26 protein-coding genes are annotated in these 25,651 nt (G+C 42.1%); 12 read left to right on the forward strand and 14 right to left on the reverse strand.

Going from position 1 to position 25,651, the window contains the following annotated elements:
- Positions 1-171: 171 nt before the first annotated feature.
- From F8S12_RS19670 to F8S12_RS19700, 7 genes are all read right to left on the reverse strand, one after another.
- A complete protein-coding gene (locus tag F8S12_RS19670) occupies positions 172-798 on the reverse strand; it encodes a hypothetical protein (protein ID WP_442946813.1) in 627 nt (208 codons plus the stop codon).
- A 199-nt stretch (positions 799-997) separates the two neighbouring features.
- Positions 998-2,350 (reverse strand): helix-hairpin-helix domain-containing protein, encoded by a 1,353-nt coding sequence (locus tag F8S12_RS19675; protein ID WP_196517776.1) that lies wholly within the window; start codon positions 2,348-2,350, stop codon positions 998-1,000.
- A gap of 393 nt (positions 2,351-2,743) precedes the next feature.
- Positions 2,744-3,319 (reverse strand): 5-formyltetrahydrofolate cyclo-ligase, encoded by a 576-nt coding sequence (locus tag F8S12_RS19680; RefSeq protein ID WP_196517777.1) that lies wholly within the window; start codon positions 3,317-3,319, stop codon positions 2,744-2,746.
- A gap of 73 nt (positions 3,320-3,392) precedes the next feature.
- Positions 3,393-4,337 carry a GDP-L-fucose synthase family protein gene (locus tag F8S12_RS19685; RefSeq protein WP_196517778.1) on the reverse strand — a complete coding sequence of 315 codons (945 nt, stop codon included), beginning with the start codon at positions 4,335-4,337 and terminating at the stop codon, positions 3,393-3,395.
- 23 nt (positions 4,338-4,360) lie between these two features.
- Positions 4,361-5,440: a GDP-mannose 4,6-dehydratase gene (gene gmd, locus F8S12_RS19690; protein WP_196517779.1), complete on the reverse strand. Its 1,080-nt coding sequence runs from the start codon at positions 5,438-5,440 to the stop codon at positions 4,361-4,363.
- Positions 5,441-5,877: 437 nt separating this feature from the next.
- Complete coding sequence (locus F8S12_RS19695) at positions 5,878-6,636, reverse strand: sugar transferase (protein ID WP_196517801.1); 759 nt, start codon at positions 6,634-6,636, stop codon at positions 5,878-5,880.
- A 113-nt stretch (positions 6,637-6,749) separates the two neighbouring features.
- Complete coding sequence (locus F8S12_RS19700; protein WP_196517780.1) at positions 6,750-7,892, reverse strand: glycosyltransferase; 1,143 nt, start codon at positions 7,890-7,892, stop codon at positions 6,750-6,752.
- A gap of 301 nt (positions 7,893-8,193) precedes the next feature.
- Here F8S12_RS19700 and F8S12_RS19705 point away from each other — a divergent pair, with 301 nt between their 5' ends.
- The 3 genes from F8S12_RS19705 (at position 8,194) to F8S12_RS19715 (ending at position 11,320) form a co-directional block, all read left to right on the forward strand.
- Entirely contained in the window at positions 8,194-9,132 is a 939-nt protein-coding gene (locus F8S12_RS19705) for an NAD-dependent epimerase/dehydratase family protein (RefSeq protein WP_196517781.1), read from the forward strand.
- Positions 9,133-9,681: 549 nt separating this feature from the next.
- A complete protein-coding gene (locus tag F8S12_RS19710; RefSeq protein ID WP_196517782.1) occupies positions 9,682-10,404 on the forward strand; it encodes a hypothetical protein in 723 nt (240 codons plus the stop codon).
- Positions 10,405-10,444: 40 nt separating this feature from the next.
- On the forward strand, positions 10,445-11,320 hold the full coding sequence (locus tag F8S12_RS19715) for an SMP-30/gluconolactonase/LRE family protein (RefSeq protein WP_196517783.1): 876 nt from the start codon (positions 10,445-10,447) through the stop codon (positions 11,318-11,320).
- Between the two features lie 84 nt (positions 11,321-11,404).
- Here F8S12_RS19715 and F8S12_RS19720 read toward each other — a convergent pair whose 3' ends face one another.
- The 4 genes from F8S12_RS19720 to pgsA all read right to left on the reverse strand — a co-directional run bounded on the left by F8S12_RS19720 (position 11,405) and on the right by pgsA (position 13,072).
- Complete coding sequence (locus F8S12_RS19720; protein ID WP_196517784.1) at positions 11,405-11,653, reverse strand: hypothetical protein; 249 nt, start codon at positions 11,651-11,653, stop codon at positions 11,405-11,407.
- Positions 11,654-11,798: 145 nt separating this feature from the next.
- Positions 11,799-12,002, reverse strand: a complete 204-nt coding sequence (locus F8S12_RS19725; protein ID WP_442946814.1) for a type II toxin-antitoxin system HicB family antitoxin — start codon at positions 12,000-12,002, stop codon at positions 11,799-11,801.
- Between the two features lie 198 nt (positions 12,003-12,200).
- Positions 12,201-12,518, reverse strand: a complete 318-nt coding sequence (locus F8S12_RS19730) for a hypothetical protein (protein WP_230968121.1) — start codon at positions 12,516-12,518, stop codon at positions 12,201-12,203.
- 35 nt (positions 12,519-12,553) lie between these two features.
- A complete protein-coding gene (pgsA, locus tag F8S12_RS19735; RefSeq protein WP_196517786.1) occupies positions 12,554-13,072 on the reverse strand; it encodes a CDP-diacylglycerol--glycerol-3-phosphate 3-phosphatidyltransferase in 519 nt (172 codons plus the stop codon).
- A 129-nt stretch (positions 13,073-13,201) separates the two neighbouring features.
- Here pgsA and F8S12_RS19740 point away from each other — a divergent pair, with 129 nt between their 5' ends.
- The 7 genes from F8S12_RS19740 (at position 13,202) to F8S12_RS19770 (ending at position 19,271) form a co-directional block, all read left to right on the forward strand.
- On the forward strand, positions 13,202-14,623 hold the full coding sequence (locus F8S12_RS19740) for an aspartate ammonia-lyase (RefSeq protein ID WP_196517787.1): 1,422 nt from the start codon (positions 13,202-13,204) through the stop codon (positions 14,621-14,623).
- A gap of 138 nt (positions 14,624-14,761) precedes the next feature.
- Positions 14,762-15,730, forward strand: a complete 969-nt coding sequence (locus F8S12_RS19745; RefSeq protein ID WP_196517788.1) for a DUF362 domain-containing protein — start codon at positions 14,762-14,764, stop codon at positions 15,728-15,730.
- Positions 15,731-15,860: 130 nt separating this feature from the next.
- Complete coding sequence (locus F8S12_RS19750) at positions 15,861-16,106, forward strand: hypothetical protein (protein ID WP_196517789.1); 246 nt, start codon at positions 15,861-15,863, stop codon at positions 16,104-16,106.
- A gap of 655 nt (positions 16,107-16,761) precedes the next feature.
- Positions 16,762-16,950: a hypothetical protein gene (locus F8S12_RS19755; RefSeq protein ID WP_196517790.1), complete on the forward strand. Its 189-nt coding sequence runs from the start codon at positions 16,762-16,764 to the stop codon at positions 16,948-16,950.
- Positions 16,951-17,349: 399 nt separating this feature from the next.
- The gene (locus F8S12_RS19760) at positions 17,350-17,862 is read left to right on the forward strand and encodes an inorganic diphosphatase (RefSeq protein ID WP_196517791.1); all 513 of its coding nucleotides are present in this window, start codon (positions 17,350-17,352) and stop codon (positions 17,860-17,862) included.
- Positions 17,863-17,973: 111 nt separating this feature from the next.
- Positions 17,974-18,357, forward strand: coding sequence for an aspartate 1-decarboxylase (gene panD / locus F8S12_RS19765; RefSeq protein WP_196517792.1), 384 nt, complete (start codon positions 17,974-17,976; stop codon positions 18,355-18,357).
- Between the two features lie 11 nt (positions 18,358-18,368).
- Entirely contained in the window at positions 18,369-19,271 is a 903-nt protein-coding gene (locus F8S12_RS19770) for an MBL fold metallo-hydrolase (protein ID WP_196517793.1), read from the forward strand.
- Between the two features lie 32 nt (positions 19,272-19,303).
- Here F8S12_RS19770 and fabD read toward each other — a convergent pair whose 3' ends face one another.
- The 3 genes from fabD to plsX form a co-directional block, all read right to left on the reverse strand.
- Positions 19,304-20,185, reverse strand: a complete 882-nt coding sequence (fabD, locus tag F8S12_RS19775) for an ACP S-malonyltransferase (RefSeq protein WP_196517794.1) — start codon at positions 20,183-20,185, stop codon at positions 19,304-19,306.
- A gap of 165 nt (positions 20,186-20,350) precedes the next feature.
- Positions 20,351-21,343 (reverse strand): beta-ketoacyl-ACP synthase 3, encoded by a 993-nt coding sequence (locus tag F8S12_RS19780; protein WP_196517795.1) that lies wholly within the window; start codon positions 21,341-21,343, stop codon positions 20,351-20,353.
- 113 nt (positions 21,344-21,456) lie between these two features.
- Positions 21,457-22,479, reverse strand: coding sequence for a phosphate acyltransferase PlsX (plsX, locus tag F8S12_RS19785; RefSeq protein WP_196517796.1), 1,023 nt, complete (start codon positions 22,477-22,479; stop codon positions 21,457-21,459).
- A gap of 398 nt (positions 22,480-22,877) precedes the next feature.
- Here plsX and F8S12_RS19790 point away from each other — a divergent pair, with 398 nt between their 5' ends.
- Together F8S12_RS19790 and F8S12_RS19795 are read left to right on the forward strand one after the other, a co-directional pair.
- Positions 22,878-23,438 (forward strand): chemotaxis protein CheB, encoded by a 561-nt coding sequence (locus F8S12_RS19790; RefSeq protein ID WP_196517797.1) that lies wholly within the window; start codon positions 22,878-22,880, stop codon positions 23,436-23,438.
- A gap of 16 nt (positions 23,439-23,454) precedes the next feature.
- Positions 23,455-25,638, forward strand: a complete 2,184-nt coding sequence (locus tag F8S12_RS19795) for a hybrid sensor histidine kinase/response regulator (protein ID WP_196517798.1) — start codon at positions 23,455-23,457, stop codon at positions 25,636-25,638.
- The last annotated feature ends 13 nt before the right edge of the window (positions 25,639-25,651 follow it).

Below are 25,651 nucleotides of genomic sequence, written 5' to 3' on the forward strand. Positions count from 1 at the left end.
GATTGTGTGAAGCGATTAATCACATTGTATATTGGGTAATTGCCGAATAATACACCAAGGATGATTATTTGAGGTTGGTATTATAGGCTAATCCCTTCCACTTGGTGGGGATGTGTTAGAAATAGCCTAGACGCGCAGTAGCTTGGCGTCAGATATCACTCTGTTTGTTTTCTATGTGTCAAAAGTATACTGGGTCTTGGCTCCATTTTTCAAATTAACCTTCTCCTCAAACTTTGACCCGTCTTGATGAGATGAAAACTTTTCACTGCTGTGATAACTTCTTCGCCATTTTTCCAGATGATTGATAGATATTGATTTAGATGTGACATTCACACCATTTCCTCGCCAAGCAACTTCTGAATCTGTTGTAAAAACCCCGCACTCTAATTGCTCCAGTCTCATATTCCAATATTCACTAAATCGGCTTTTTAAAGTAATCACTTGCTCAAATACCTTGTTTCTGTGTTTATTTCTTCTTTTTCTTTCTGTCGCTCCTGTTGCTTCGGTATCAATAAACTTAGTTTCAATTAAAAACAAACTACCTTTAAAGGTCAGGAAAACAAAATCACATTTACCCAAATCTGTATAATCTGAAATCGGAGATTTTTCAAATAACAACAATTCAGCGCACGAGGGAAACAAGTCTTTAATATTCAGAAATAAATAAGCTTGTAATAAAAGTTCCTTATCATAAGGAAACAAGATTACCCCTTCAAAAAATTTTTGAATGTCCTCCTGAGTTTGAGGTTGAATTATTTTACAGTATGAAACAAATTTATGTAGATCGTTGACAATCATCAAGTTTTAACTCCTTCCCCCGGTCGCAGCCTTAATGGCTATGGCATAAAATGATACCATTGCCTTTAGGAAATTATCATCCGCATAAGTAACTAAAAAACCGATTGCAATCCTTAATACTTAAGGCAATTTACTGTTGACAGTTCAGTAAAACTGATTTTAAGCAGCTTTCGATACTGTGAACTTTTCACTTCTGGCATCAGCTACCAGTCAGCGATTTTATATGAGCAAGAAAACTGGCATTTTGCAAAGCTTGAACAGCTATTCTAGAATCTTGTACACAAAATTGCCAACCCAAACGAATAAGTTTACGAGAATTTTCAGTTTGGATAATTCCAATTACTGGCATTTTTGCCTTTTCTTTGTCTCCTGAATGTTCTTGCAAAATTGTTTTCAAGCGATGTAGTTCTTCGATATTACCTGCTTGCTGGGGAGTTAATTCCACCATCACCATTTGTACTGTTTCCACTGGTTCTACATCTTCAAGGATAAATTGAGTTTGTTCGTCACGTCGATCTACTTTTCCCCAAATAATTAATCTGGTATCAACTTGCAGTAGGGAACTAATGCGTTCATAAGTTTTGGGAAAAACTACAGCTTCTGATTGTGTAGTTAAGTCTTCTATTTGCAAAATTGCCATCTGATCGCCTTTTTTAGTAACCACTTTTTTCACGTTATTCAACATGACAACTGCACAAAGTTTTATTTCTTCCCTTTGTTCTCCGAGTTGCGAAAGGTTAATTGGTGTCAAAAGTGGCGCTATTTGCCGTAAGGATTTCAGTGGATGATCTGATACATAAAAGCCTAATAATTCTTTCTCCTTCTGTAACTTTTCTTGTGGGGGGAAATCCATTACGGGTTTAGTTTTGGGAGCAGTTTCAAGGGCATTATTTGCTCTTTTATTCTGAGTCGAAGAAAATCCGTCGCCCAATAAATCAAAGAGATTTCCTTGACCACTAGCTCTGTCTTTAGCGCGAGATTGTGCCCAATCATACACTAATTCTAAATCGTTAATTAACTGCTGGCGGTTTGGTTCAATTTTGTCAAAGGCTCCACAGTAAATTAGCGATTCCATAGTCCGGCGGTTAACAGCGCGTAAATCGACGCGATCGCAAAAGTCCGCAAGGGATTTAAACTCTCCTGTCTCATTTCTCGCCTCTAAAATACAAGCGATCGCATTCTGCCCCACGTTACGCACCGCCGAAAACCCAAACAGAATCTTTCCTGCCGTCGGCGTAAAATCAACACCAGAACGATTAATATCTGGCGGATCTATCGGAATACCCATATTACTACAGTTAGTAATATATCTCTGCACCTTATCTGTATCGCCACTGTTCGCCGTCAACAGTGCCGCCATATATTCCAATGGGTAATTAGCTTTTAAATATGCTGTTTGATAAGTTACATAACCATAGGCAGTCGAATGAGATTTATTAAAACAATTGGCAGCTATTAAACCATTTTTGATCGCAAAATTATGGTCATGCTCAACCCCAATATCATAGACATTTTGTTTGCCTAAGTATTTGCGTGTGGCTATTTTAATCATCCTACCCTACCCCCGAAAAATTTTGCGAAATTAATTAATTGATAAAATTATGAAACTTGTAATATTGATAGCGTGTATATTACAAAACTATATATATCCCTAGAAAACACTGCTATACTCCTACACGATAGTAGTTAATATATATCAAAACTTTGGCAAACTGTTCAATAGACAGTTTATAGCTATATATTTGCTGTTTTTCAAAACTTATTAAACACATTTGAATACACATTAATCCGCTTAGTTAAGATCGGTGGGGACTAAGGCGTGTTTTCAAACTGGTTGTATCCTAAAAAAGATGCGATCGCTATATAGTCATGATCAACAGAGGAAATTGGGGTTGGAGGATCTCTTCTGCGTAAGCCTTAACATGTTTTCATGATCCTGAATGCTTCAGCCTTTCCGAGTCAATCCGGTTTCTGTAAAAACAGCTTGTAGTGGTTTATCCCAAAGTTCAATTGGTATTTGGGATAAATAGGCAAAATCAAAGACAATTCCGACAGTCGGCTTTGTCTGCCACTGCGGTAAGCTGAGTAAGCGATCGTAATACCCTCCGCCATAACCCAAGCGATATCCTTGATAGTCGCAAGCTACACTGGGGACGAGAATCAAATCTACTTCAGCAGCATCTAAAATTGGAGCATCGGGGTGTGGTTCAGGAATACCATAAGCGCCGCTTTGCAAAGAATCGTTAGGTGTCCAAATATGCCAATATATAGATTTATCAACACAGCGAGGAAATCCCCAACGGTATTTGGTGTTTGCAAATAATGGACTGAGGTCAGGTTCTTGACGAAAGCTGAAATAAGCGAGTATTGTTTTTGCTTGGGTGAACAAAGTAGAGTTTTGTAAATGAGAGCATAAGCGATCGCTTTTTTCTCTCCACTCTCCAACGAGCATTGATTGACGTCTTTTGAGTAGAGTGCGGCGTAGCTCTGGTTTATTTAGTCGATGATTAACTTTTTCCATAAAAATTTATAGCGTCAAACAAATAAGCTGGGCATCGCCCAGCTTATACCACCCTACAATCACCAGTACATCGTTATGCAGCGTGTTGACGATACCACTCAATGGTATTCTTCAGCCCTTCTTCAAAACTCACCTGAGCCGTGAAATTAAAGGCTTGCTTTGCTCGTTCAGTATCTAAACAACGGCGGGGTTGACCATTAGGCTTGTCAGTTTGCCAAACAATTTCACCCTTAAACTCCATCAGCTCACAGATTAGAGTTACTAAATTAAGGATGGAGATTTCATAACCCGTTCCCAAGTTAACCGGTTCTGATTCGTTATAAAATTGAGTTCCCATAACAATCCCCCTCGCTGCATCTTCTGAATATAGAAACTCGCGGGTAGGACTACCATCACCCCAAACTGGGAGTTGCTTTTCTCGTTGAATTTGAGCTTCGTGAACTTTACGAACTAATGCTGGAATGACATGGGAACTTCCGGGGTCAAAGTTATCTTCTGGGCCATATAAATTTACTGGCAGTAAATAAATCCCATTAAAACCGTACTGCTGGCGGTAAGATTGCAATTGGACTAAAAGTGCTTTTTTAGCGATTCCGTAGGGGGCGTTAGTTTCCTCTGGGTAGCCATTCCACAGATCATCTTCTTTGAATGGCACTGGGGTGAATTTAGGATAGGCGCAGATTGTGCCAACACAGACGAATTTTTCTACTTCAGCTTGATAGGCAGCGTGAATTAACTGGGTTCCCATGATCAAGTTATCGTAGAATAACTCTGCGGGTTTTTCGCGGTTCAGACCGATGCCACCAACATGAGCTGCTAGGTGAACAATTATGTCTTGCTGGTCAACTGTACGTTGGCAATTTTCCCAAACACGTAGATCACAATCGTGCGATCGCGGTACTGTAATCTTCTCACGATCAGCTCCTGCCTTACACAGTTGATCTATCACCCGACGACCTAGAAACCCCGACCCACCAGTGACGAGAATGCGTTGATTTTTTAGTTCTAAGGCGGTCATATTTTTATCCTCTGTGATCTAAATCAGAAGTGCAAAGCGCCCAGTTCTTGGCGAGTAGTAGCAATATCATGTGGAAATTGCGAACCATTTCCATTAGGTGAAGTGTGACCCAATGCTTGTAAGTCTGCTTCTACCATTAGGGAAACGAGTTCTTCAAAGGTTATTGATGGTGTCCAGCCCAACTTCTGCCGTGCTTTGGTAGAATCGCCAATCAATAATTCTACCTCAGATGGACGGAGGTAACGCTGATCAAACTCTACATAATCTTGCCAATTGAGATTCACATAACTAAATGCCAGTTCCAGAAACTCCCGCACTGAGTGGGTTTCACCAGTAGAAATTACGTAATCGTCTGGCTGGTCTTTTTGCAACATCAACCACATTGCTTTGACGTAATCTTTTGCGTAGCCCCAATCTCGCTTTGAGTCTAGATTACCCATGTAAATTTTTTTCTGCTTACCAGCAACGATACTAGCCACTGCTCTGGTAATTTTGCGGGTTACGAAGGTTTCACCGCGCCGTGGTGACTCGTGGTTAAAAAGTATCCCATTACAAGCAAACAAATCGTAAGACTCACGATAATTTACGGTTTGCCAGTGGGCGTAAACTTTCGCACAGGCATAGGGACTGCGGGGATAAAACGGCGTTGTTTCAGTTTGAGGTATTGCTTGTACTAAACCGTACATTTCTGAAGAACCGGCTTGGTAAAATCGCACCTGAATTCCGGTACGCTGTTGGTAGTCCCGAATTGCTTCCAACAAACGCAGCGTCCCCATTGCTACAGCATCCACTGTGTATTCTGGTGAATCAAAGCTGACTTTAACATGGGATTGAGCGCCGAGGTTGTAAATCTCCACTGGCTTGACTTCTTCTAAAATGCGCCGCAAGGTCGTACCATCTGTCAAGTCACCGTAGTGAAGAAACAACCGCACTCCTTCTTTGTGGGGGTCTTCGTAAATGTGATCGATGCGGTCTGTGTTGAAGGTAGAAGTCCGGCGAATGATGCCATGAACCTCATAACCTTGTTCTAATAAAAACTCACTCAGATATGAACCATCTTGACCAGTAATACCAGTAATCAACGCTCGCTTCTGTTGCGTCATACTCAATTATCCCTTATTGTCTTTGATTAAAAAGTTACAGTCAATCTGATACAACCTAGCAGCTAATTGCTAAATTGCCTAATGGGAAACCTACGATTTATTGTCATTAGGAGACTTTTTCCGTAAATAAATATACTTAGTAGAAAGTAATTTAACACGTAAGTTCACCCTTAGATAGACCAAGATTGTTTAATTATGTATATTTTTTCTTTTCCCAGATAAATCAAGATTCTTTAAATATTGTGTATTATGTGAGTTATTTTTTATCAATACTTTATGTATCTCTGCTTTTGTGAAGACTGAATAAAATAGGTATTTTAAATTAGACTTCTGGATAGATAACCATATAAACAAAGATAAACAGTTGTTTAGTCTTACAGCAAGAATTGGTACTTAGGGGCATTAACTGCCCCAGAGAATCGACCCTAAGTAGTTACTCAGTATGCCCCGTTATTTTTGGGCAGAATGACCACATCAACAGTTTTCAAGATAATCCATAAATCAAGCCAGAAATTCCTAAATTTGACATAATGCAGGTCTATTTGAACTCGCCGAGGGTAGGGAATATCATTACGCCCAGACACCTGCCACAAACCAGTAATTCCTGGACGAATTGTTAAAATCTCATCAATGTAAAAACCGTATTTTGGTAGTTCTTCTGCTACTAGGGGACGGGGGCCGACTACACTCATGTCCCCTTTTAAAACGTTCCAGAACTGAGGAAATTCGTCTAAGCTAGTGATTCGCAAAAATCGACCAATTTTGGTAATCCGGGGGTCTTGTTTTAGCTTAAAACTGCTCTCAAATTCTTGTCGTAACTGGGGCGATGTTTCCATCATTTGCACGAGGATTTCGTCCGCATTGCTTACCATTGTTCGGAATTTAATACAATTAAACGGTTTGTAGTTTTTCCCCACTCGTTCTTGAATATAAAAAATCGGCCCCTCCGAGCTGAAAGCAATCAGCAAGGTCAAGATTAAGTAGACGGGGAAGAACAAAATCAACACCGACAGCGAAAACACTATATCAAACAGTCGCTTGGCAAACTCTCCGTTTAAACCCTGAAAAGGTAAACCTTTGGGTTTAACTTTTGGCGTCTTTGTTTTTTGACCGCGTTTTAATAAAGTACGCGTAGACGCTCTAGTGTCTTGCCGTACGCCTCGCTTGCCGGAGAGGAGTGAGCTCTGGGCAGTCATCATACTCCTTAATTAATCCACACCACACATAGTCCCAATATTAAAGCCAAAATGAGGTGCTTCTGGGGAAAATTACCAAAAGCCTAAAAAAATAACTATATTAACCCAGACCATCATTCCAAAAACGGTCTTTTTTCGTTGCACTTGTTTACAAAATCTAGATAACGGTCTGCAAAGATTTGCGGTGAAAACTGAGCGGCGTGCGATCGCATATACTCGGAACTGAATGAATCCTGATACATTTCAAACTTTTCTACTGCCTCCACTAAAGCTGCCTCTGTTTGCGTCCTGAAAAATATACCTGTTCCTGTATCCCCACAAGAGCGAATATCTCGCACTGTTTCTAAAGCACCTCCTGCACCGTAGGCAATCACTGGTGTGCCACACGCCTGTGCCTCTACCAAGGCGATACCAAAATCTTCACAAGCTGCATACACAAACGCCTTAGCTCTAGCCATATATTTTTTTACCACATTATCGGGTTGCCATCCCAGTATTTGGATATTAGAGTTTGCTATCTTGCGAATCCTTTTCATTTCATCTCCTGTACCAATGACTACTAATGGTCGTTTTAATTGATTAAAAGCCTTGACGATCAACAATACTTGCTTATAACTCACTAGCCGAGAAACTATCAGGTAAAAGTCTTCTTTCTGGGACAAAAATGGAAATTCCGCAATATTCACTGGTGGGTAAATGACTGCTGCTTCTCGCCGATAGCAGCGCCAAATCCGCCGAGCTGTGTGCTGCGAGTTGGCGATAAAGTAATCAACGCGATTGGCACTCAGTACATCCCACTGGCGCAAACGATGTAATAAATATCGCGTTACCCACCCTGCTAAACCACTACCCAATTTGCTGTAGCGGAGATAGTCGAAGGTCAAATCCCAGGCATAGCGCATAGGGCTGTGGCAGTAGCAAATATGCAACTGCTCCGAAGTGGTAAGAATTCCTTTAGCAACAGCGTGGGATGAAGACAGAATGATGTCATAGTGCCGCAAATCCAGTTGTTCAATTGCTAAGGGCCACAAAGGCAAGTACTTTTGTACACCGTTGCGAGCATCAGGAAAATGCTGGAGAAACGTCTTGCCAATGTGACGCTTATATAAATAACTTTCAGGGTTACTGGATTCAAAATCAATGAGGGCATATAAATCAGCATCAATGTGATTCAAAATTTCGCGCACAACGAGTTCTGAACCACCGGTGGCTTTGGGTGTCAGCCACTCATGAACCAGAGCATATTTTAAGGGCACAGCTAAACAATTCAAAATTCAAAATTCAAAATTCAAAATAGTTTTCTTAGACTCCGACTGAAAAGTTTCCCATTGTCATTAATTAATGGGAAGCGCCCCAGATTAGCCAATGGGACGCAATCTTTTCCTCAGAGGTTCCAGATGGATGCTGCAACCTGATAATCTCAGATTGGAGCATGGAGAATGGGGAGTGGGGAATAACCAATAGTTATTTTTCCCCTACTCCCTACTCCCTACTCCCTACTCCCTACTCCCCACTCCCCACTCCCTTGACAAAAACTGATATAGAAAGGAGAAATTTATGCGAATTCTAATTATGGGTGGCACTCGGTTCATTGGTGTCTATTTGACTCAACTACTAGTGGAACAAGGACATGAGGTGGTGCTGTTCAATCGTGGGAATCGGCCAGCACCTTCTTTACAGGGAGTAGGACAAATTATAGGCGATCGCACTGATGCTACACAGCTAAAAGCAAAATTATCACCAGAAAATTTTGATGTCGTTTTTGACAATAATGGGCGGGAACTTACTGATACTCAACCACTAGCAGAGATATTTCAAGACCGAGTGCAACATTTTGTGTATATGAGTTCTGCGGGAGTATATCTCAAATCTGACCAACTGCCCCATGTAGAAGGTGATCCCGTAGATCCTAAAAGTCGCCACCTTGGTAAGCATGAAACAGAAGTTTACCTAACGCAATTGGGATTGCCCTTTACTTCCATTCGTCCTACTTATATTTACGGGCCACGTAATTATAACGAGTTGGAAAGCTGGTTTTTTGATAGAGTTGTGCGCGATCGCCCCATTCCCATCCCTGGAAATGGATTGCATATCACCCAGCTAGGTCATGTAAAAGACTTGGCAAAGGCAATGACTCAGGTTTTGGGTAATGAACAAGCAATCAGGCAAATTTACAATATATCAGGCGATCGCTTTGTCACTTTTGATGGTTTAGCCCGTGCTAGTGCTGTAGCGGCTGGTAAATCACCCGATGCTGTAAAAATTGTTCATTATGACCCGAAAAAGTTTGATTTTGGCAAGCGCAAAGCTTTTCCAATGCGGGTGCAGCATTTCTTTGCTTCAGTGAACAAAGCGCAAACAGAATTAAACTGGCATCCTGAATATGATTTAATTTCTGGGTTACAAGACTCTCTGGAAAATGATTATTTGGCTAATGCAAAAGACAAAGCTGAAGTTGATTTCTCTGTGGATGAGGAAATTTTACAAGCTGTTTAATCACAAGATTCCCGACCTATCTAAAAAGTCGGGAATCTGAGCCTTATATTTCATCTGGATTGATACCCAATTCGCGCAATTTTGCTGCTAGTTTATCAGCCCGTCGTCTTTCTTGTTCTAGCTGCCAGGACTTACGCACTGTACAAAATGACTATCATGTGTATCAACGAAAATCCGTTGTTTCAGACCATTCGCTACTAGCTTTAGATCACTAGCGTAGGCGCAGCCCGCCGCAGGCATCGCTGGCTAATGGTGAAAAAATCAAACTTAAATGTCTGAAAACCCATATTCATATTTAATTGCTTCTGTCAATGCGTAAGTCCTAGCTGCGTAGAAATCCAATTTACCGTTTCATCGTACCAACATAACCACAAGCGTTCGATACCTTCGTATGTTTTCTCAATTGATTTGCTTTATTAAGACTCATCTCATTACAGATGCCTGCGACTATGCCGCAGTACTCAATGTCCTGTACCTTGATATTGAGTTGTAAAGCTGTTATGCTTTGCCAATCCAATACTTTTACGCACTTGCAGATGCGATCAAGCCATGAACACAACAGTTATTAGATTAGCGTCTGTTATAGTTTTCGCCTTTGGTATTTTCCAACGCGCGAATGCGGCTCAAATCAATATTGATTTTGAGGATACCGATCTCATTGCAAATTTTGGCGTTACTAGTCTTTCTAGCCGAGGATTTACATTTGTATCAGCTGAAGATCCAGGACTCGGTACACTTATAAATGGTAATCCTTGCAGTCCCAATTGTGCTGCAAATGGTACTAAAACTCTGACTATTTCAGGTTTTGGTGCGGGCGTTGGTTCAGGAGGTACGAGAACCCAACCAGTGAATTTAAGTAACGATAAAGGTTTACCTTTTCAATTGCTTGCTCTTGATATTGCTGAGTTGACAAATACCTCAATATTCAATGCAGATCGGATTCAATTGACGGGTAATGTTATAGGTGGCGGAACGCTCACCCAGGTGTTATTTCTTGATGGTATAAACGATGGTCCTGGAGGTGTTGCTGATTTTGAAGCAGCAGTATTAGATACGGCTTGGAGTACAACATCTTTACTCTCGCTAAAGTTCCAGGGCTTTCGCGGCGGTACATTTTCTTTTTTTAATGAAGGTTTTCTACTGGACAACATCAAAGTAAATGTCGCTGTCCCCGAATCTTCTTCGGCATTAAGTCTTATGGTTTTGGGTGGCTTAGGCTTGGGTTCACTTATCAAACGGAAACTGTTAAATCAGCCAAAAAGAAGCTTATAACTGAAATTACTTTCTGTAATTGGTGTTATTGGTTGATAAAATGAACGAACTGCAATATCCACTACACAATGTTCTAGAAGCCCGTGCGCGTTTAGGTGAAGGCCCCATCTGGGACTCAACCAAAAACCTACTTTACTGGGTCGATATCTATAACCATCGAGTGCATCAGTTTAATCCTGCTACGGGGAAAGACCGCTTTTTTGATGTGGGAGATGTTGTAGGCGCGATCGCAATAGCAGGTAAAGATAGATTAATTATGGCACTCCGTCATCACCTGGCATTTCTCAACACACAAACAGGTGAAGTTACCCCCATTTTAGAAATGGAAGCACATTTACCAAATAACCGTTTTAACGATGCTAAATGTGACCCTCAAGGCCGTTTCTGGATCGGTTCGATGTGTTCTTCGGACAAACCCCAGGGTAGTCTTTATCGCTATGACCATGATGGTTCATTGCATGTAATGGAAACAGGATTGACTATCTCTAACGGTCTGGGTTGGAGTCCTGATCAAAAGACATTTTATTTGACAGATTCTCCCCAGCAAAAAATATATGCTTATGACTTTAATTCAGTAACAGGAAACATTAGTAATCGTCGGATTTTTGTTGATTTAACTAATGAATCTTTCTACCCAGATGGGTTGACGATAGACAGTGAAGGATATCTCTGGTCAGCCATGTGGGATGGATGGTGTGTGATTCGTTTTAACGCCAAGGGTGAAGAGATATTGCGGATCAAGCTACCTGTGCAATTGCCGACTAACTGCACCTTTGGGGGCGAGAATTTACAAACACTTTACATCACCACTGCTTCAGTTGGACTCAGCCAAGCGGAGATTGATAAAAGTTTTTACTCTGGTGATTTGTTTGCTCTTCAAACTGATGTTACTGGATTAGCTGGGAATGATTTTTAGGAACTAATTAGTAGTTGTATGAAAATGAGGCGCTAAGTTGCCTCTTACATTCGCATAACTCGATTCTTTACTTGTTTGCGAATTCTATAAATTCCGAGTTTTGAACTTTTGATCTTGAAGTGTCGAGTTAAAAGGTGCAACTTCCGAGTTAAAAGGTGCAACTTCCGAGTTAAAAGGCTCAAGTTTCGAGTTAAAAGGTGCAACTTCCGAGTTAAAAGGCTCAAGTTCCGAGTTAAAAGGTGCAACGTCCGAGTTAAAAGGCTCAAGTTCCGAGTTAAAAGGTGCAACTTCCGAGTTAAAAGGCTCAAGTTCCGAGTTAAAAGGGAATTCCAAATAGAAAAAAATTAGTCCTATGCAGCTTTTTGGGGTTCACTTTGTACCTAACGGTATATTTTCCCTATTTGGATTTTGTAGTATGAGGTGAATTGCCCCAGATATTAAAGTCAAGGCAAAAGACTGCTAATAATTAGGGTGAGCATTAAACAAACCGAAAGGAAACGTTTGCAGTTAAAGGCTCTGGCAGTGGTTTTCCTTGTGCTTGGTAATCTTCAATCAAAAGTTCCAGCACTTCCTCACCATTATTAAGAGCATCCGCGTAGGTATTTCCATGAGTGTGTGCATAGGGGCCAAACTCAGGTAGGCTGACAACGTACTTTTTATCTTCCAGCGACCACTGGATCACAATAGTATATTGCAATACGGTTCAGTTAAGGGCTACTGGTACAAAATTTTGGGTTTTTGAGACGCGATAAATCGCCGTCTCTACAAATGTTTTGGTCTTATCTGAACTGTACTGTACTATATTGTGGTTTCATTCATGTTCTCGTTTGTTACCTAGTGATATATCCCAATTCAAAGTAAAAGCAGCGCTAATGCCATGCTAGGAGTCAAGGTTTTGATTGTCTTGCCGCACCAAATAATCTAAAACCGCGCTAATGCGGTCAAGTGCCGCGCTGGTCGTTCGCTGAAACTCTTGTAATTGGCTAATGTCAGTGTGCTGCTCTCTGATTTCAGCACGTTGCTCTCTCATCTCACGAGCTAAAAGCTCAAGTCCCTGCTGGTGGATGTTTGCTGTTTCTACTAACGCACTTACTGACTGCTTTAATTCGGCATTCATCATCACTTGATTATCAAGTTGCTGTGCTACTCGGTCTAATGTCGCCTCTATCCGGTCTAATCTATCTGGTTGATTTTGCATTTTGGCGGTTTTTACTATCGATACAATAGACGTTTTCAATCAGCAGTGCTAGCTTTTTGCGGCAAAAGATAAATACCCCCAGAGATTAAAGTCAAACCTACAGAAATCCAAAAGGCAATCAGAGACGGAATTTGCCACACTTCAGATAGGGGCGCAATCAGAAGCGCGATCGCTATTATTTGACTAACGGTTTTGAGTTTACCCCAAATATTTGCCCCGGTAATTGTCGTTTGATTTACCCGCCAACCAGCGATCGCTAATTCCCGCGCTAAAATCAAAAACACTCCCCAAGCCGGCACTTTTCCTAATTCAATAAAAACCATCAACGGCGCAAGTACCAGAAATTTATCCACTAAGGGATCAAGAAATTTACCCAAGTCAGTAATTTGGTTAAGTTTCCGCGCTAAATAACCGTCTAACCAATCAGTTAACGCAGCAATGATAAAAATCGCCAAACATATCCATCTAGCTTGAGGTGTGGGGTTGTACAAGCCATAAAGCAGAAATGGTACACCCAGAAGGCGAGAGAAGGTAATCCAGTTGGGTATAGTCATAGGGAATCCAAAAATAAAAATTCAAAATTCTAAAGCAACAAGCAACTATGCAAAATCTATGCAAATTAGTGTATCTGAGTATGCTTGCATGGGAAAATCTCTTTTCTGTAGCTCTCTTAAAACAATACTATGACTGAATACACAGACTCCCAATTCCGCATCGAGCGCGATTCGATGGGCGATCGCCAAATTGCTAGTAGCGTTTATTACGGCATTCAAACACTGCGGGCAATGGAAAACTTCTCCATTAGCGGCATCAAACCTTTAGCTACTTACGTAGATGCTTGTCTGATAATTAAAAAAGCTACAGCAATTGTAAATGGTGAACTGAGTTGCATTCCCCAAGATATTAGTCAGGCGATTGTTCAAGCAACTGATGAAATCCTGGCTGGGAAGTTGCGCGATCAGTTTGTCGTCGATGTTTATCAAGCTGGTGCTGGAACTTCCCACCACATGAACGTCAACGAAGTTCTAGCAAATCGCGCTTTAGAAATTTTGGGTGAAGAAAAGGGTAACTATAAACTTGTTAGTCCCAATGACCACGTTAACTATGGGCAGTCTACCAATGATGTGATTCCTACAGCAATTCGTATTGGTGGTTTATTGGCATTATCCCAGACATTACACCCAGGTTTAGAACAGGCGATCGCATCTTTAGAAGACAAAGCTGTAGAATTTCAAGATATCGTCAAATCTGGCAGAACCCACTTGCAAGACGCTGTACCAGTGCGTTTGGGTGAGAATTTTCGGGCTTGGGCGCAAATCCTTACAGAACACCAAAACCGGATTTACACCGCCTCTGGTGATTTGATGGTGCTAGGTTTGGGAGGTAGTGCAGCCGGAACGGGGTTAAATACTCATCCTTTGTATCGCGCTCGTGTAGTAGAAGTTCTCTCAGAATTGATTGAAACTCCCCTAGAACCTGCGCCCCATCTCATGGCAGTCATGCAAAGTATGGCACCATTTGTAAATGTTTCCGGTGCTTTACGCAACTTAGCGCAGGATTTAGTCAAAATCTCTCACGATTTGCGGCTGATGGATTCGGGGCCAAAAACTGGCTTGAAAGAAATTCAACTACCTCCAGTGCAACCCGGTTCCTCGATTATGCCAGGGAAATATAACCCAGTCATGGCAGAGATGACATCAATGGTATGTTTTCAGGTAATGGGTTACGACAGTGCGATCGCTTTAGCCGCACAAGCCGGACAATTAGAATTAAATGTGATGATGCCGCTAATTGCCTATAACCTAATTCACAGTATCGAAATTCTCGGCAATGCGATCGCCGCACTCACCGAACGCTGCATCCAGGGAATTACTGCTAACCAGGAACGTTGTTTAGCTTATGCCGAAGGCAGTTTAGCTTTAGTAACCGCACTAAATACCCACATCGGTTATTTAAATGCCGCAGCTGTCGCCAAAGAATCTTTAGAAACTGGTAAACCCCTACGGCAAATTGTTTTAGAACGAGCATTGATGAGTGAAGCAGACTTAGCGACAGTGTTAAATCTAGAACAAATGAGTGGTATCTTACCGCTCAAAACAGAATAATAAGTTATGGGGCATTGGGCAATTCAATTTTGGATTTTGGATTTTAGATTTTGGATTAAATTTCAATCTAAAATCCAAAATCTAAAATCCAAAATTCTTACTCCCCACTCCCCACTCCCTCTATCCTCTATCTACACCATGCAGACTCAAAAACCATCTGTTAGTCTCATCCGGGCTACATCCTACGAACGAGAGTCCTTACGGGAATCTTTAGTAACGCTACTGGAACCTTTTGGGGGAATGGCGGCCTTTGTGAAAAAAGGCGATCGCGTTTTACTCAAACCCAATCTACTTACAGGGACGCGTCCTGGTAAAGAGTGTATCACCCGTGCCGAACTGGTTTACGAAGTTGCCCAGATGGTAATTGAGGTTGGCGGTAAACCCTTTTTGGGCGATAGTCCGGCTTTTGGTAGTGCTAAGGGCGTAGCAGTAGCAAACGGCTATCTGCCTATTTTAGAAGAACTCAATCTGCCCATCATCGATTTTCACGGTCAACGTTACCAAACCATTAGTGACAATTTTAACCATCTGCGGCTGTCTAAAGAAGCAATGGAAGCAGACGTAGTGATTAACTTACCGAAAGTGAAATCACACATGCAATTGACATTAACATTAGGCGTAAAAAACTTGTTTGGTTGCGTCCCTGGCAAAATGAAAGCTTGGTGGCACATGGAAGCTGGTAAAGACGCAAATAGATTTGGTGAAATGTTAGTAGAAACTGCCAGGGCAATTAACCCTAACTTAACCATATTAGATGGGATTATCGGTCATGAAGGTAATGGCCCCAGTAATGGTGAACCTCGTCACCTGGGCATTTTAGCAGCTGCATCAGATATATTTGCTTTAGATCGGGCAATGGTGGAAATCCTCAATGTTTCTCCTGAACAAGTGCCCACAGTTGCAGCTTCCCAAAGGCTAGGAGTTTGTCCAGAACTTGCTGATATAGAGTTTCCGCATTTAAATCCTGACTTATTAAAAATAGAAGATTGGCGGCTGCCAGACAAGTTGATACCCATCGATTTTGGTATGCCTCGCGTAATTAAGTCTACGTTTAAGCATCTTTACACCCGATTTATCAAAGAACCAATGAGTGTTTACGGAAAGTAGTAGTGCTGGTGCTGAGTGGGGAATCTCACTTCTTTACCGAAACAGTGCTGAGTGCTGAGTAACGAGTGCTGAGTAAAAAAAGTAATAATCGCACTCAGCACAAAAGGTCTAAAGCCCCTGCCTAAAGGCAATGGAAAAAGAAATAGATATTTATTTCGAGATGCGTAGCGCATATTTAATGCGTCCTTACTTCAATCCCCTAGATTTATCTATGGGGTTACTCAGCACTCAGTACTCAGCACTCAGCACTCCTGAATCAGCACTCTTGACTCGGAACGGGCTAAACCCTAGCTATCCGCTAACGGAACTGTTTTGCCCAACGCCCAATTTACAAGTGCAAACTTCGTTACAGCAATTTCATTTATTAGCAGAGTAACCTGTAATTACCCTCCGATTGCTTAACAGACCGCCCTACTATAATGGCGGTTTTTTTTTAACTAGTTAATTATTTATTTAGTGATATCACTGAATATATGCTGCACAACACAATTAATATAACTGTATTTTTTCGGTAGTTAGGAGTGGTTATAGAAATCATTCTATCTGTTTGTTATCTGGTGTCAAATATTTTTGTGTATAACTACAGTAGAACAATCGAAAATACTTAATACCTATCAGTGGGTTTGCTGATTTTGTGTTCTGTATCACAAATTAGCGATTATATTAAAATGACCTTACAAAAGGCGTTGCAGGATGTTATAGTGATGAAGTAAAGAACAAAAACACCTTGTTAATTAATCTTTAAGCAGCAAAAAAATGTAATTGATAATGCTGTTGATATAGGTTGTGCCTATGTGATCCGTTACACAATGCAGGTAAACATCTGAAAATATTAACCACAAAATAAAATATGATTGTTTACTTGTGACTTTGTATTAAGAATTTCATGGATAAAAACGCTATTATGACGGTTATAAAACTGGTTTAGCTTATTAACTAGACGTTTTATGGTTGCAAAATAGCTAAAATAGCATCAAGACTCTCGATCAGAGACTAGACCTACACAGTGATACGAATAACTTCAATTTTGTATGAATTCAAATAGCCAGCCTGCCAATTCTGCCGACACATATTCCCAACGTTTGGCAGATATTGTGGGAACTGCGATCGCTCTTTTAACTCTCATCCTACCCGTCTTTGTCATCGCCCACTATTCTTCGACTAATGTTCAAAATAACCAGCAACCCCTGATCCAAAACCTACAAGGAAGTAAAGAGTGATAAAACTTCCCAGTAATATTTCACCATCAGGAGAGCTACAAACAAGGAGAAAACAGATTTTGAGATAATATCTGTAAACATGAATGTAGTTCATCTGTCTTAAATAGAGTAAGGGCAGAAATCCCTCCAACAACAATTAAGGGCGGGGGAAATCCATAAAACCCTCTTGGAAAAAGCGTTGCGAAGTTTCTTCGCAACGCTTTTTCCATTGTTTGGCTAATTCCAGGGGACTGAGGACAGAATAAGGTAATGGGGTACAGGTTACAGGGCGCAGATCATTCCCTGTCACCAATGCAGTGAAATGAATACCTTGGGAAGAGACCCATATTGTCCTAAAATTCTACACGGGGAGCGAAGCTGAGTGCCCCCATGAATTCACTGTTAGCGGAGGAGTTTTTTGTGGACTTATCTCGTATTGCTGCCCAACCAAAACCGGGTCTAATCAACGTTTTGATTGAAATTACAGGCGGAAGTAAAAATAAATACGAATACGACAAGGAACTAGAAGCTTTTGCTCTAGACCGAGTACTTTCTTCGTCGGTACAATATCCTTATGACTACGGCTTTGTACCCAATACTTTGGCTGAAGATGGCGATCCCCTAGATGGTATGGTCATAATTGACGAGCCAACCTTTCCAGGCTGTGTGATTGCCGCACGACCGATTGGCTTTTTGGAGATGATTGACGGCGGCGATCGCGATGAAAAAATTCTTTGTGTTCCTGACAAAGATCCGCGCTACGCTCAAGTAAAATCCCTGAAAGACATAGCGCCGCACCGCTTAGATGAAATTGCCGAATTTTTCCGCAGTTATAAAAATTTGGAAAAAAAGGTGACTGAAATTCTCGGTTGGCAAGATGTGGACAAGGTTGCAGCTTTAGTAGAAAAATCCATTAAAGCTTATAGAGGATAATAAAAGAGTTAGGAGTTAGGAGTTATAAATTTATTCCTTACTCCTAACTTCTAGATTTAATAACTTTCCCTTGTTACATCTCACAAAAACTGCCACCAACCCCAAACCAGAATGCAGCGCACTCTCCTATTGGCAAAAATTCATAACTGCACCCTCACGGGGGCAAATATCAACTACGTGGGTAGTATCAGCATTGATAAAATTCTCCTGGAAAAAGCTGGCATTTTACCCTATGAGCAGGTGCAAGTAGTGAATAATGCCAATGGGAAACGCTTTATTACTTATGCGATCCCCGCTCTAGCCCATTCAGGAATAATTGAGCTCAATGGAGCTGCGGCACGTTTAGGCATTATTGGCGATCGCTTGATTATAATGACTTACGGGCAGTTCACTCCAGAAGAGTTAAAAAATTACTCTCCTACGGTAGTCATTGTGGACGAAAAAAACAAGCTGTTGGAAGTGCGGCGCTACAATGACTTGCTCAGTAAGGTCTAATTTCAAGAAAAATGTCAAATTTTGAGTTGTCGGGTTCCGAGAGCTACATAAGAGAAAAGTCAACTACCCTGCTAAATAGCCCAGAAGGTGAGTTTCTCGTGAAATTCTGGGGTGTAAGAGGTTTAATTGCCACTCCAGGCAGCAACACTAGCCGCTATGGTGGTAATACTGCTTGTGTAGAAATCCATGTAGGCGGGAAACGTTTGATTTTTGATGGCGGTACTGGCTTACGCATACTGGGTAAAACTTGGCAACAACTGCAACAGCCAGTAGAAGCCCATTTATTTTTTACTAACTGTCAATCAAATCGTATTCAAGGTTTTCCCTTTTTTGCTCCCGCATTTATTGAGGAAAATTGCTTTCACATTTACGGCACAGCTGCTTCAAATGGAGCCTCAATCAAACAATGTCTGTACGATCAGATGCTCCAGCCACACTTTCCTTACCCTTTGCAGGTAATGCAGTCGGAATTACAGTTTTACAATTTGACTTTAGACAGTGACGTGAGGCTGGATGATGTGATCATTACAACCGCATTGATTAATCAAACTCAGCGGTCAGTTGGCTACCGTGTCACTTGGCAAGAATATAGTGTTGCCTACATCACGGATTTGAATCCGAATGCGGAGCAAATAGAGCGAGAGCAGGTTTTACAGTTCATTAAAGGCGTTAACTTACTTATTGCCAATGCTACCTACACTCCTCCGACATCTCACAATCATGACTGTGCTGATTTACTCTGGCAAGCTGCGATGAATACGGCTCTTAGTGCTGGTGTCCAAGGGCTAGCCATTTCTCATCATCACCCAGATGACGATGATGATTTTCTTGATCAGGTTCAAGTTGATGTTAAATCTGCCTTTTCTGAAGCATTACTAGCCCGTGAAGGTCTGGTATTAGCTATTGATAAGTGATTTAGACTCGTTGGCAGAGTATCCCTAAAAAATTAAATAGGCAAATCAGCAACGCTATGGATGTTTTCTAACATTAAGCATGGGCTACTACGTTTAATCAAGCCAGTTAGGACTTTCCCAGGGCCAATTTCCACTACTCGCTGGATGCCGTTGGCTGGGAATTGTAGAGAAATTTCTCGCCAGCGGACTGAACCAGTCATTTGTTTGTTTAAACGCTGCTTTAAAATATCGCCATCAATAGACGGAATTGGTTCTACATTAGATAAAACTGGTATAGTAGCTGTTTGGAATTCTACAGATTCTAAAATGTCTTGGAATTCTGTAGCGGCAGCTGCTATTAAATGTGAGTGAAATGCTCCAGAAACTTTTAAAGGAATAGCACGCTTTGCTTTAACTTGAGAAATCACTGCTTGTACAGCCTCAGTCTTGCCTGAAATTACCACCTGAGCCGAACTATTGTCATTTGCCACCACGACATCAGGCGTTTGGGCAATGACTTTTTCCAACTGTTCATGGTCAAAGTTCATCAAAGCCGCCATCATACCACCGATGGCACTATCCATGAGTTCCGCACGACGCTTTACCAGATATAAACCAGCCGACCACTCAAAGACACCCGCGATGTAAAGGGCAGTATATTCTCCTAAGCTGTGTCCAGCAACTAAATCAGGCCAGTGTCCTCGCTCTCTCAGAAGGTCAGCAAGAATGCTTTCTACCACATAAAGACTCGGCTGGGTATATAGAGTATGTGATAACTTTTCTTCTTCGCTTTGACAGATTTCTGTTACAGACCAGCCCAAAATTTCCTCGGCTTGGGCAAATTTGTCTTTAGCGGCGGGTATATCTAATAAGTCCATTCCCATTCCCAGTGCTTGGGAACCTTGTCCGGGAAACACCCATGCAGTTTTAGTCATTGGTCATTAACAAAGGACAAAATATTTACGGAATTTTAGATTTTAAATGAGAGCAAGCAAATTTAAATGCGAGAACAAATGTAAAATCTAAAATTCTTGATCGAAGAAAGAGGATTCTATAGATGGGGTCAATCTAAAATCCAAAATCCAAAATCCAAAATTGAGTCACCTTCCCCATTGAAAAATTGCCGCGCCCCAGGTAAGACCGGCACCAAAACCAGATGTAGCAACGATGTCATTGGGTTTAATTTTGCCTTGTCGTACTGCTTCATCTAAAGCTAAGGGGATGGAAGCAGCAGAGGTATTGCCGTACTGGGCGAGATTACTGATAATCTTGTGTTCTGGGATATTTAGGCGTTGGGCAACGGCATCAATAATCCGCTGATTGGCTTGATGCAATAGCAGCCAATCTATTTGGTCAACACTGAGGTTGGCTTGAAACAAGGCTTTGTCAATGATTTCTGGCACTTTTTGGACTGCAAAGCGGTAGACTTCTTTGCCGTTCATAGTAATGGGTTGGTAAGTACCTTTAGTGATATTTACACCTGAGAGTAGTTCTTGGGAAGTGCCTGCGTATGCAAGGTTGAGGTGATGGTTTTGAGTCCCATCACTTTTAAGTGCAAATCCCAATAAGCGATCGCTTTTGTCAGCCTGCAATACTACTGCTCCTGCACCATCGCCGAATAATACACAACTGCGCCGATCTTGCCAATCTACCCAGCGAGAGAGAACATCTGCCCCTATCAACAGTACATTTCGATAAACACCTGTTCTGATGTATTGGGCTGCTGTAACTAGACCAAACACAAAGCCGGAGCAGGCAGCTGTCAAGTCAAAAGCTACTGCGTTGGTGGCTCCTAATTGAGCCTGTACTTGACAAGCACTACCAAATAGATCATCAGGGGTAGAAGTCGCCAGCAGAATCAGGTCTAAGTCTTCTGGTTTGATTCCCGAAGCTGCGATCGCCTGAATGCTGGCAGCAGTGGCGAGTCCACTCAATGACTCGGATGGCAGCGCTAATCGCCGTTGACGAATTCCGGTTCTTGTAGTAATCCACTCGTCTGAAGTTTCAACCAGTTCAGTCAATCTCTGGTTGTGCAGGGAAGTTGCTGGTACTGCCGAGCCACTTCCCGTAATTGCTATACCTAAGTTTTGCACTCCTAATCTCCCGAGCTATTAGCTTTTTGTCTTTTGTCCCTTGTCTTTCGTCCTTTGTCTTTCGTCCTTGGAAATGACTAATGACTAATGACTCATGACTTATAACTGAATCGCTAACCGCTCTCGCGCTCTAGGATATATTGGGACTGAATTCGTTGTACTACCTGGTTGTCAACAGCTTCTTTTGCCATGCGAATTGCATTAAAAATTGAAGGTGCTTGTGAGCTACCGTGACCGATAAAACAGACTCCTGCTACGCCTAACAGCAAGGCTCCGCCGTGTTCTGCGTGATCCATCCGTTGCTTAATCCGCTTCAGGTTTGGTTTTAATAGTGCTGAACCGATTTGACCGTGCAATCCTTGGGGTAGTTCTTCCCGTAAAATTTGCAGGATAACTTCTCCGACTGCTTCGGCAAATTTTAACAATATATTGCCGACAAAGCCATCACAGACAATCACATCAAAGCGACCGGAAAGGACATCACGCCCTTCGGCATTGCCAATAAAATTAATTTGAGAATTTTCGCTTAACATTTGGTGGGCGCGAACGGCTGCGTCATTGCCTTTAGAGTCTTCTTCGCCGATATTCAACAAACCTACCTTCGGTTCAGTTGTACCTAAGACATACTGACTGTAAGCCGATCCCATGACACCAAACTGCTCTAAAAACTTCGGACGGCAGTCTACATTCGCACCGACATCAAGCACCAGCACTGGCTTACCAGCGATAATCGTGGGAAAAACTGTCCCAATTGCTGGGCGGTCAATTCCCGGCAATCGTCCTAAGCGGAGCAAGGCTGATGCCATAGCTGCCCCAGAGTGACCTGCGGAAAATACGGCATCTGCTTGCTGCTGCTTGACCAAATCCATCGCCACATTGATGGAAGCCTTGGGTTTGCGTCTAACAGCGTTTAAAGGCTCCTCATCCATTGCGATCGTTTCCATAGCAGTCACGATCTCCACCTGCCCTAAGTTTGTTTTTGGCGGCAAGGCGGCTTCAATTTTTTGGGGATCACCAACTAACAAGATATTCACACCCAATTCTTCTCGTGCTCGCAGTGCGCCAGCAACGATTTCACTAGGTGCGTGATCCCCCCCCATTGCGTCAATTGCGATCCGTACGCGAGTCGATCCCATTGCTCAGAGCTTCTAGAAACCTTACAAATTTTACCAGATGGCTTTGCTTAAAAAGCTTAACTTTCTTAGAGCTAAATTACTTCTGTAATTATTGCAACAATTTTTGGTGGCAAGCTCAAGGTAGCACGAATTGTTGGGTATTGGACAATTGGGAATAGTATGCATTCACCAAAATAGGTCGTTTTAGGCTTTTATTGATCATTCTTTGATGGAAACTAGACCCGTACCGTAGGGGCAATACCCTGCGGGAAGCTAAAGCTACATGAATTGCCCCTACGACAGATATGGTTCTTCAAATAATCCATGTTTCGTCTTCCCTGTCAATGCGTAAGTCCTATACTTTTAAAACTAACTCTTAAAATTGAAACCCACATTCTACAGGTGTGAGGACTAAACAAGTGTCGTTTAAAATTGTGGTAATTGGTACTTCTTTGGGCGGATTATCAGCATTGAAAATTCTCTTGGTAAACTTACCACCAGACTTTCCAGTGCCGATCGCGATCGTGCAACACCGTCATAAAGAGAGCAGCAACACACTCAAGGAATTATTACAAGAATCCACTTCGTTGTTGATTCGAGAAGTGGAAGACAAAGATGAAATACTACCAAAGTATATTTACTTAGCTCCAGCAAATTATCACTTGCTGGTTGAACTAGGTCACTTTGCTCTTTCGACTGATGAGCTTGTTTCTTATGCCCGACCATCTATCGATGTGCTGTTTGAGTCGGCAGCTGATATCTACACTGAGCAAGTTATTGGTGTAATATTGACAGGAGCAAACCAAGATGGTGTGCAAGGCCTTAAGAAAATAAAAGCGCGGGGAGGGCTTGCTATTGTACAGGAACCTGCCACCTCTGAGAGCTACGTTATGCCACAGGCAGCAATTTCTGCTGTTGCAGTAGACTGGATTTTGACACTAAAAGACATTGCTTCCCAGATGGTCAAGCTTTGTCACTAATCACGGACATGAACCCATGCAGATGGAACCCAAAGTAAATATCCTTTTGGTAGATGATAAACTAGAAAATTTGCTAGCACTAGAGGCGATCCTAGAAAAACTAGGGGAAAATCTCGTAAGAGCGACTTCTGGGGAAGAAGCTTTGAGGTGTCTGCTGCATCAAGATTTTGCGGTGATTTTGCTGGATGTGCAAATGCCAGGGATGGATGGCTTTGAAACTGCTACCATGATTCGCAATCGGGGGCGATCGCGTCACACTCCGATTATCTTTCTTACCGCCTTTAGCACCAGTGACCAAATGCTGTTTAAAGGCTATGCCTTGGGTGCAGTTGATTATTTGCTCAAACCATTAGACCCCAATATCTTGACTTCTAAAGTCACAGTATTTGTTGAACTATTTAAGAAAACAGAAGCCGTCAAGCAACAAGCAGATCAGCTAGTAGCTGTGAATGGGTCACTCAGGCAAAGTGAAGAGCGATTGCGATCGCTGAGTACCTGCTCACCCGTTGGCATTTTTGAAATTGATACTGAAGGCGGCTGTAGATATACTAATCCCCGCTATCAAGCAATTTGTGGCTTGATAGCGGCAGAGAGTTTAGAAAAGAGCTGGTTGGAATCTGTTCATCCAGAAGACAAAGAACGAGCAGTTGCCAGTTGGTCTGCCTATATTCAGGAAGATCGCGACTACTCGGAAGAGTTTCGCTTTCAAACTGCTCATGGTAGCATCCGTTGGGTTCAGGTTCGCTCATCACCAATGCTTTCCGGTCAAGGAGAATTGTTGGGGTATGTAGGCACCCTCGAAGATATTACTGAACGCAAGCAGGCAGAAGAAGTCCGCGCTCAAGTGATTCGAGAACAGACGGCAAGACAGGAAGCAGAAGCAGCAAATCGGATGAAAGATGAGTTTCTCGCCGTTCTCTCCCACGAACTCCGCACACCCTTAACCTCAATGCTGGGCTGGTCAAAAATCCTGCGCTCTAAGAAACTTGATGACAAAGCTACTTCCCGCGCTCTAGAGGCGATTGAACGCAACGCTGTATCTCAGATGCAACTAATTGAGGATATCTTGGATGTATCCCGGATTATCCGTGGTCAGTTGCGGTTAAATGTATCTGCTGTGAATCTGATCTCCGTGATGGAAGCAGCTCTGGAAGCAGTGCGTCCCCTGGCAGAGCCAAAAGATATTCAATTAAATACTTTCCTGGATACTTCGGTAGGGTCAGTTTATGGCGATCCAGCCCGTTTACAGCAAGTTGTCTGGAACTTACTAACTAATGCCATTAAGTTTACATCTAAGGGTGGTAGGGTAGAAGTTAGGCTATCAACCTATTTTGGATTTTCGATTTCAGACTGTGGATTGGGATCTGATGGTGAAAATTTAGACTCTTCAAACATTGATGAAAGCAGTAATCTAAAATCCGTCTTGGAAAGTTCTGATGATCGGGAAGCGACCCTCAGACTTTCCGCAAAATCTCAAAATAAAAAATCTCAGTACGCTCAAATTCAAGTTATCGATACAGGTATTGGCATCAGTCCAGAGTTTTTACCGAAAGTATTTGAGCGTTTCCGGCAAGCAGACAGTACTACAACGCGATCGCACAATGGATTAGGACTAGGATTAGCGATCGTCCGTCATTTAGTAGAACTGCACAAAGGCACAATCTTTGCCCAAAGTCCGGGCACAGGACAAGGAGCAATCTTTACTGTGAGACTACCACTGCTACAAGACAATAGGGGCAGCAGGGGGAATAAAGAAGCAGTAGAAGAAACTTCCTCCCTTGTAGATTCTATGTCCTTTGCTGGATTAAGGGTTTTAGTTGTAGATGATGAAGCAGATACCCGTAACTTTCTCAGTTTTATGTTTGAAGACTATGGGGCATTTGCCACTGCGGTAGCATCAGTCGATGAAGCGCTAGCAGTACTTGAACAAGCAAAACCAGATATCCTGATTAGCGACATCGGCATGTCAGAACAAAATGGTTATACGCTGATTCGGAAACTGCGGTCTTTAGAACCAGAAAAAGGTGGATGCATCCCGGCGATCGCTTTAACAGCATACACGCGAGAAGAAGACCGCTTAGAAGCGCTTTCAGCAGGGTTTCAGCAGCATTTATCTAAGCCCATAGACCCCACTAAATTGATTGCTGTGGTTGCCAGCCTATTAAAAATACCTGTGGAAGTTCCAGTAAGTTTATTTTGAACTGGGGAGCAGG

The organism is Nostoc sp. WHI, from assembly GCF_015714725.1.
GTDB lineage: Bacteria > Cyanobacteriota > Cyanobacteriia > Cyanobacteriales > Nostocaceae > Nostoc.

Bases quoted from the DNA above. Each gene is read 5' to 3' on its own strand.
- F8S12_RS19705 (WP_196517781.1), top strand. From the start codon at position 8,194: ATGCGAATTCTAATTATGGGTGGCACTCGGTTCATTGGTGTCTATTTG.
- F8S12_RS19770 (WP_196517793.1), top strand. From the start codon at position 18,369: ATGTCAAATTTTGAGTTGTCGGGTTCCGAGAGCTACATAAGAGAAAAG.
- F8S12_RS19675 (WP_196517776.1), bottom strand. From the start codon at position 2,350: ATGATTAAAATAGCCACACGCAAATACTTAGGCAAACAAAATGTCTAT.
- F8S12_RS19730 (WP_230968121.1), bottom strand. From the start codon at position 12,518: ATGCAAAATCAACCAGATAGATTAGACCGGATAGAGGCGACATTAGAC.
- panD (WP_196517792.1), top strand. From the start codon at position 17,974: ATGCAGCGCACTCTCCTATTGGCAAAAATTCATAACTGCACCCTCACG.
- F8S12_RS19745 (WP_196517788.1), top strand. From the start codon at position 14,762: ATGCAGACTCAAAAACCATCTGTTAGTCTCATCCGGGCTACATCCTAC.
- F8S12_RS19740 (WP_196517787.1), top strand. From the start codon at position 13,202: ATGACTGAATACACAGACTCCCAATTCCGCATCGAGCGCGATTCGATG.
- pgsA (WP_196517786.1), bottom strand. From the start codon at position 13,072: ATGACTATACCCAACTGGATTACCTTCTCTCGCCTTCTGGGTGTACCA.
- F8S12_RS19710 (WP_196517782.1), top strand. From the start codon at position 9,682: ATGAACACAACAGTTATTAGATTAGCGTCTGTTATAGTTTTCGCCTTT.
- gmd (WP_196517779.1), bottom strand. From the start codon at position 5,440: ATGACGCAACAGAAGCGAGCGTTGATTACTGGTATTACTGGTCAAGAT.
- F8S12_RS19715 (WP_196517783.1), top strand. From the start codon at position 10,445: ATGAACGAACTGCAATATCCACTACACAATGTTCTAGAAGCCCGTGCG.
- F8S12_RS19685 (WP_196517778.1), bottom strand. From the start codon at position 4,337: ATGACCGCCTTAGAACTAAAAAATCAACGCATTCTCGTCACTGGTGGG.
- F8S12_RS19680 (WP_196517777.1), bottom strand. From the start codon at position 3,319: ATGGAAAAAGTTAATCATCGACTAAATAAACCAGAGCTACGCCGCACT.
- plsX (WP_196517796.1), bottom strand. From the start codon at position 22,479: ATGGGATCGACTCGCGTACGGATCGCAATTGACGCAATGGGGGGGGAT.
- F8S12_RS19795 (WP_196517798.1), top strand. From the start codon at position 23,455: ATGCAGATGGAACCCAAAGTAAATATCCTTTTGGTAGATGATAAACTA.
- F8S12_RS19750 (WP_196517789.1), top strand. From the start codon at position 15,861: ATGGAAAAAGAAATAGATATTTATTTCGAGATGCGTAGCGCATATTTA.
- F8S12_RS19755 (WP_196517790.1), top strand. From the start codon at position 16,762: ATGAATTCAAATAGCCAGCCTGCCAATTCTGCCGACACATATTCCCAA.
- F8S12_RS19670 (WP_442946813.1), bottom strand. From the start codon at position 798: ATGATTGTCAACGATCTACATAAATTTGTTTCATACTGTAAAATAATT.
- fabD (WP_196517794.1), bottom strand. From the start codon at position 20,185: ATGACTAAAACTGCATGGGTGTTTCCCGGACAAGGTTCCCAAGCACTG.
- F8S12_RS19695 (WP_196517801.1), bottom strand. From the start codon at position 6,636: ATGACTGCCCAGAGCTCACTCCTCTCCGGCAAGCGAGGCGTACGGCAA.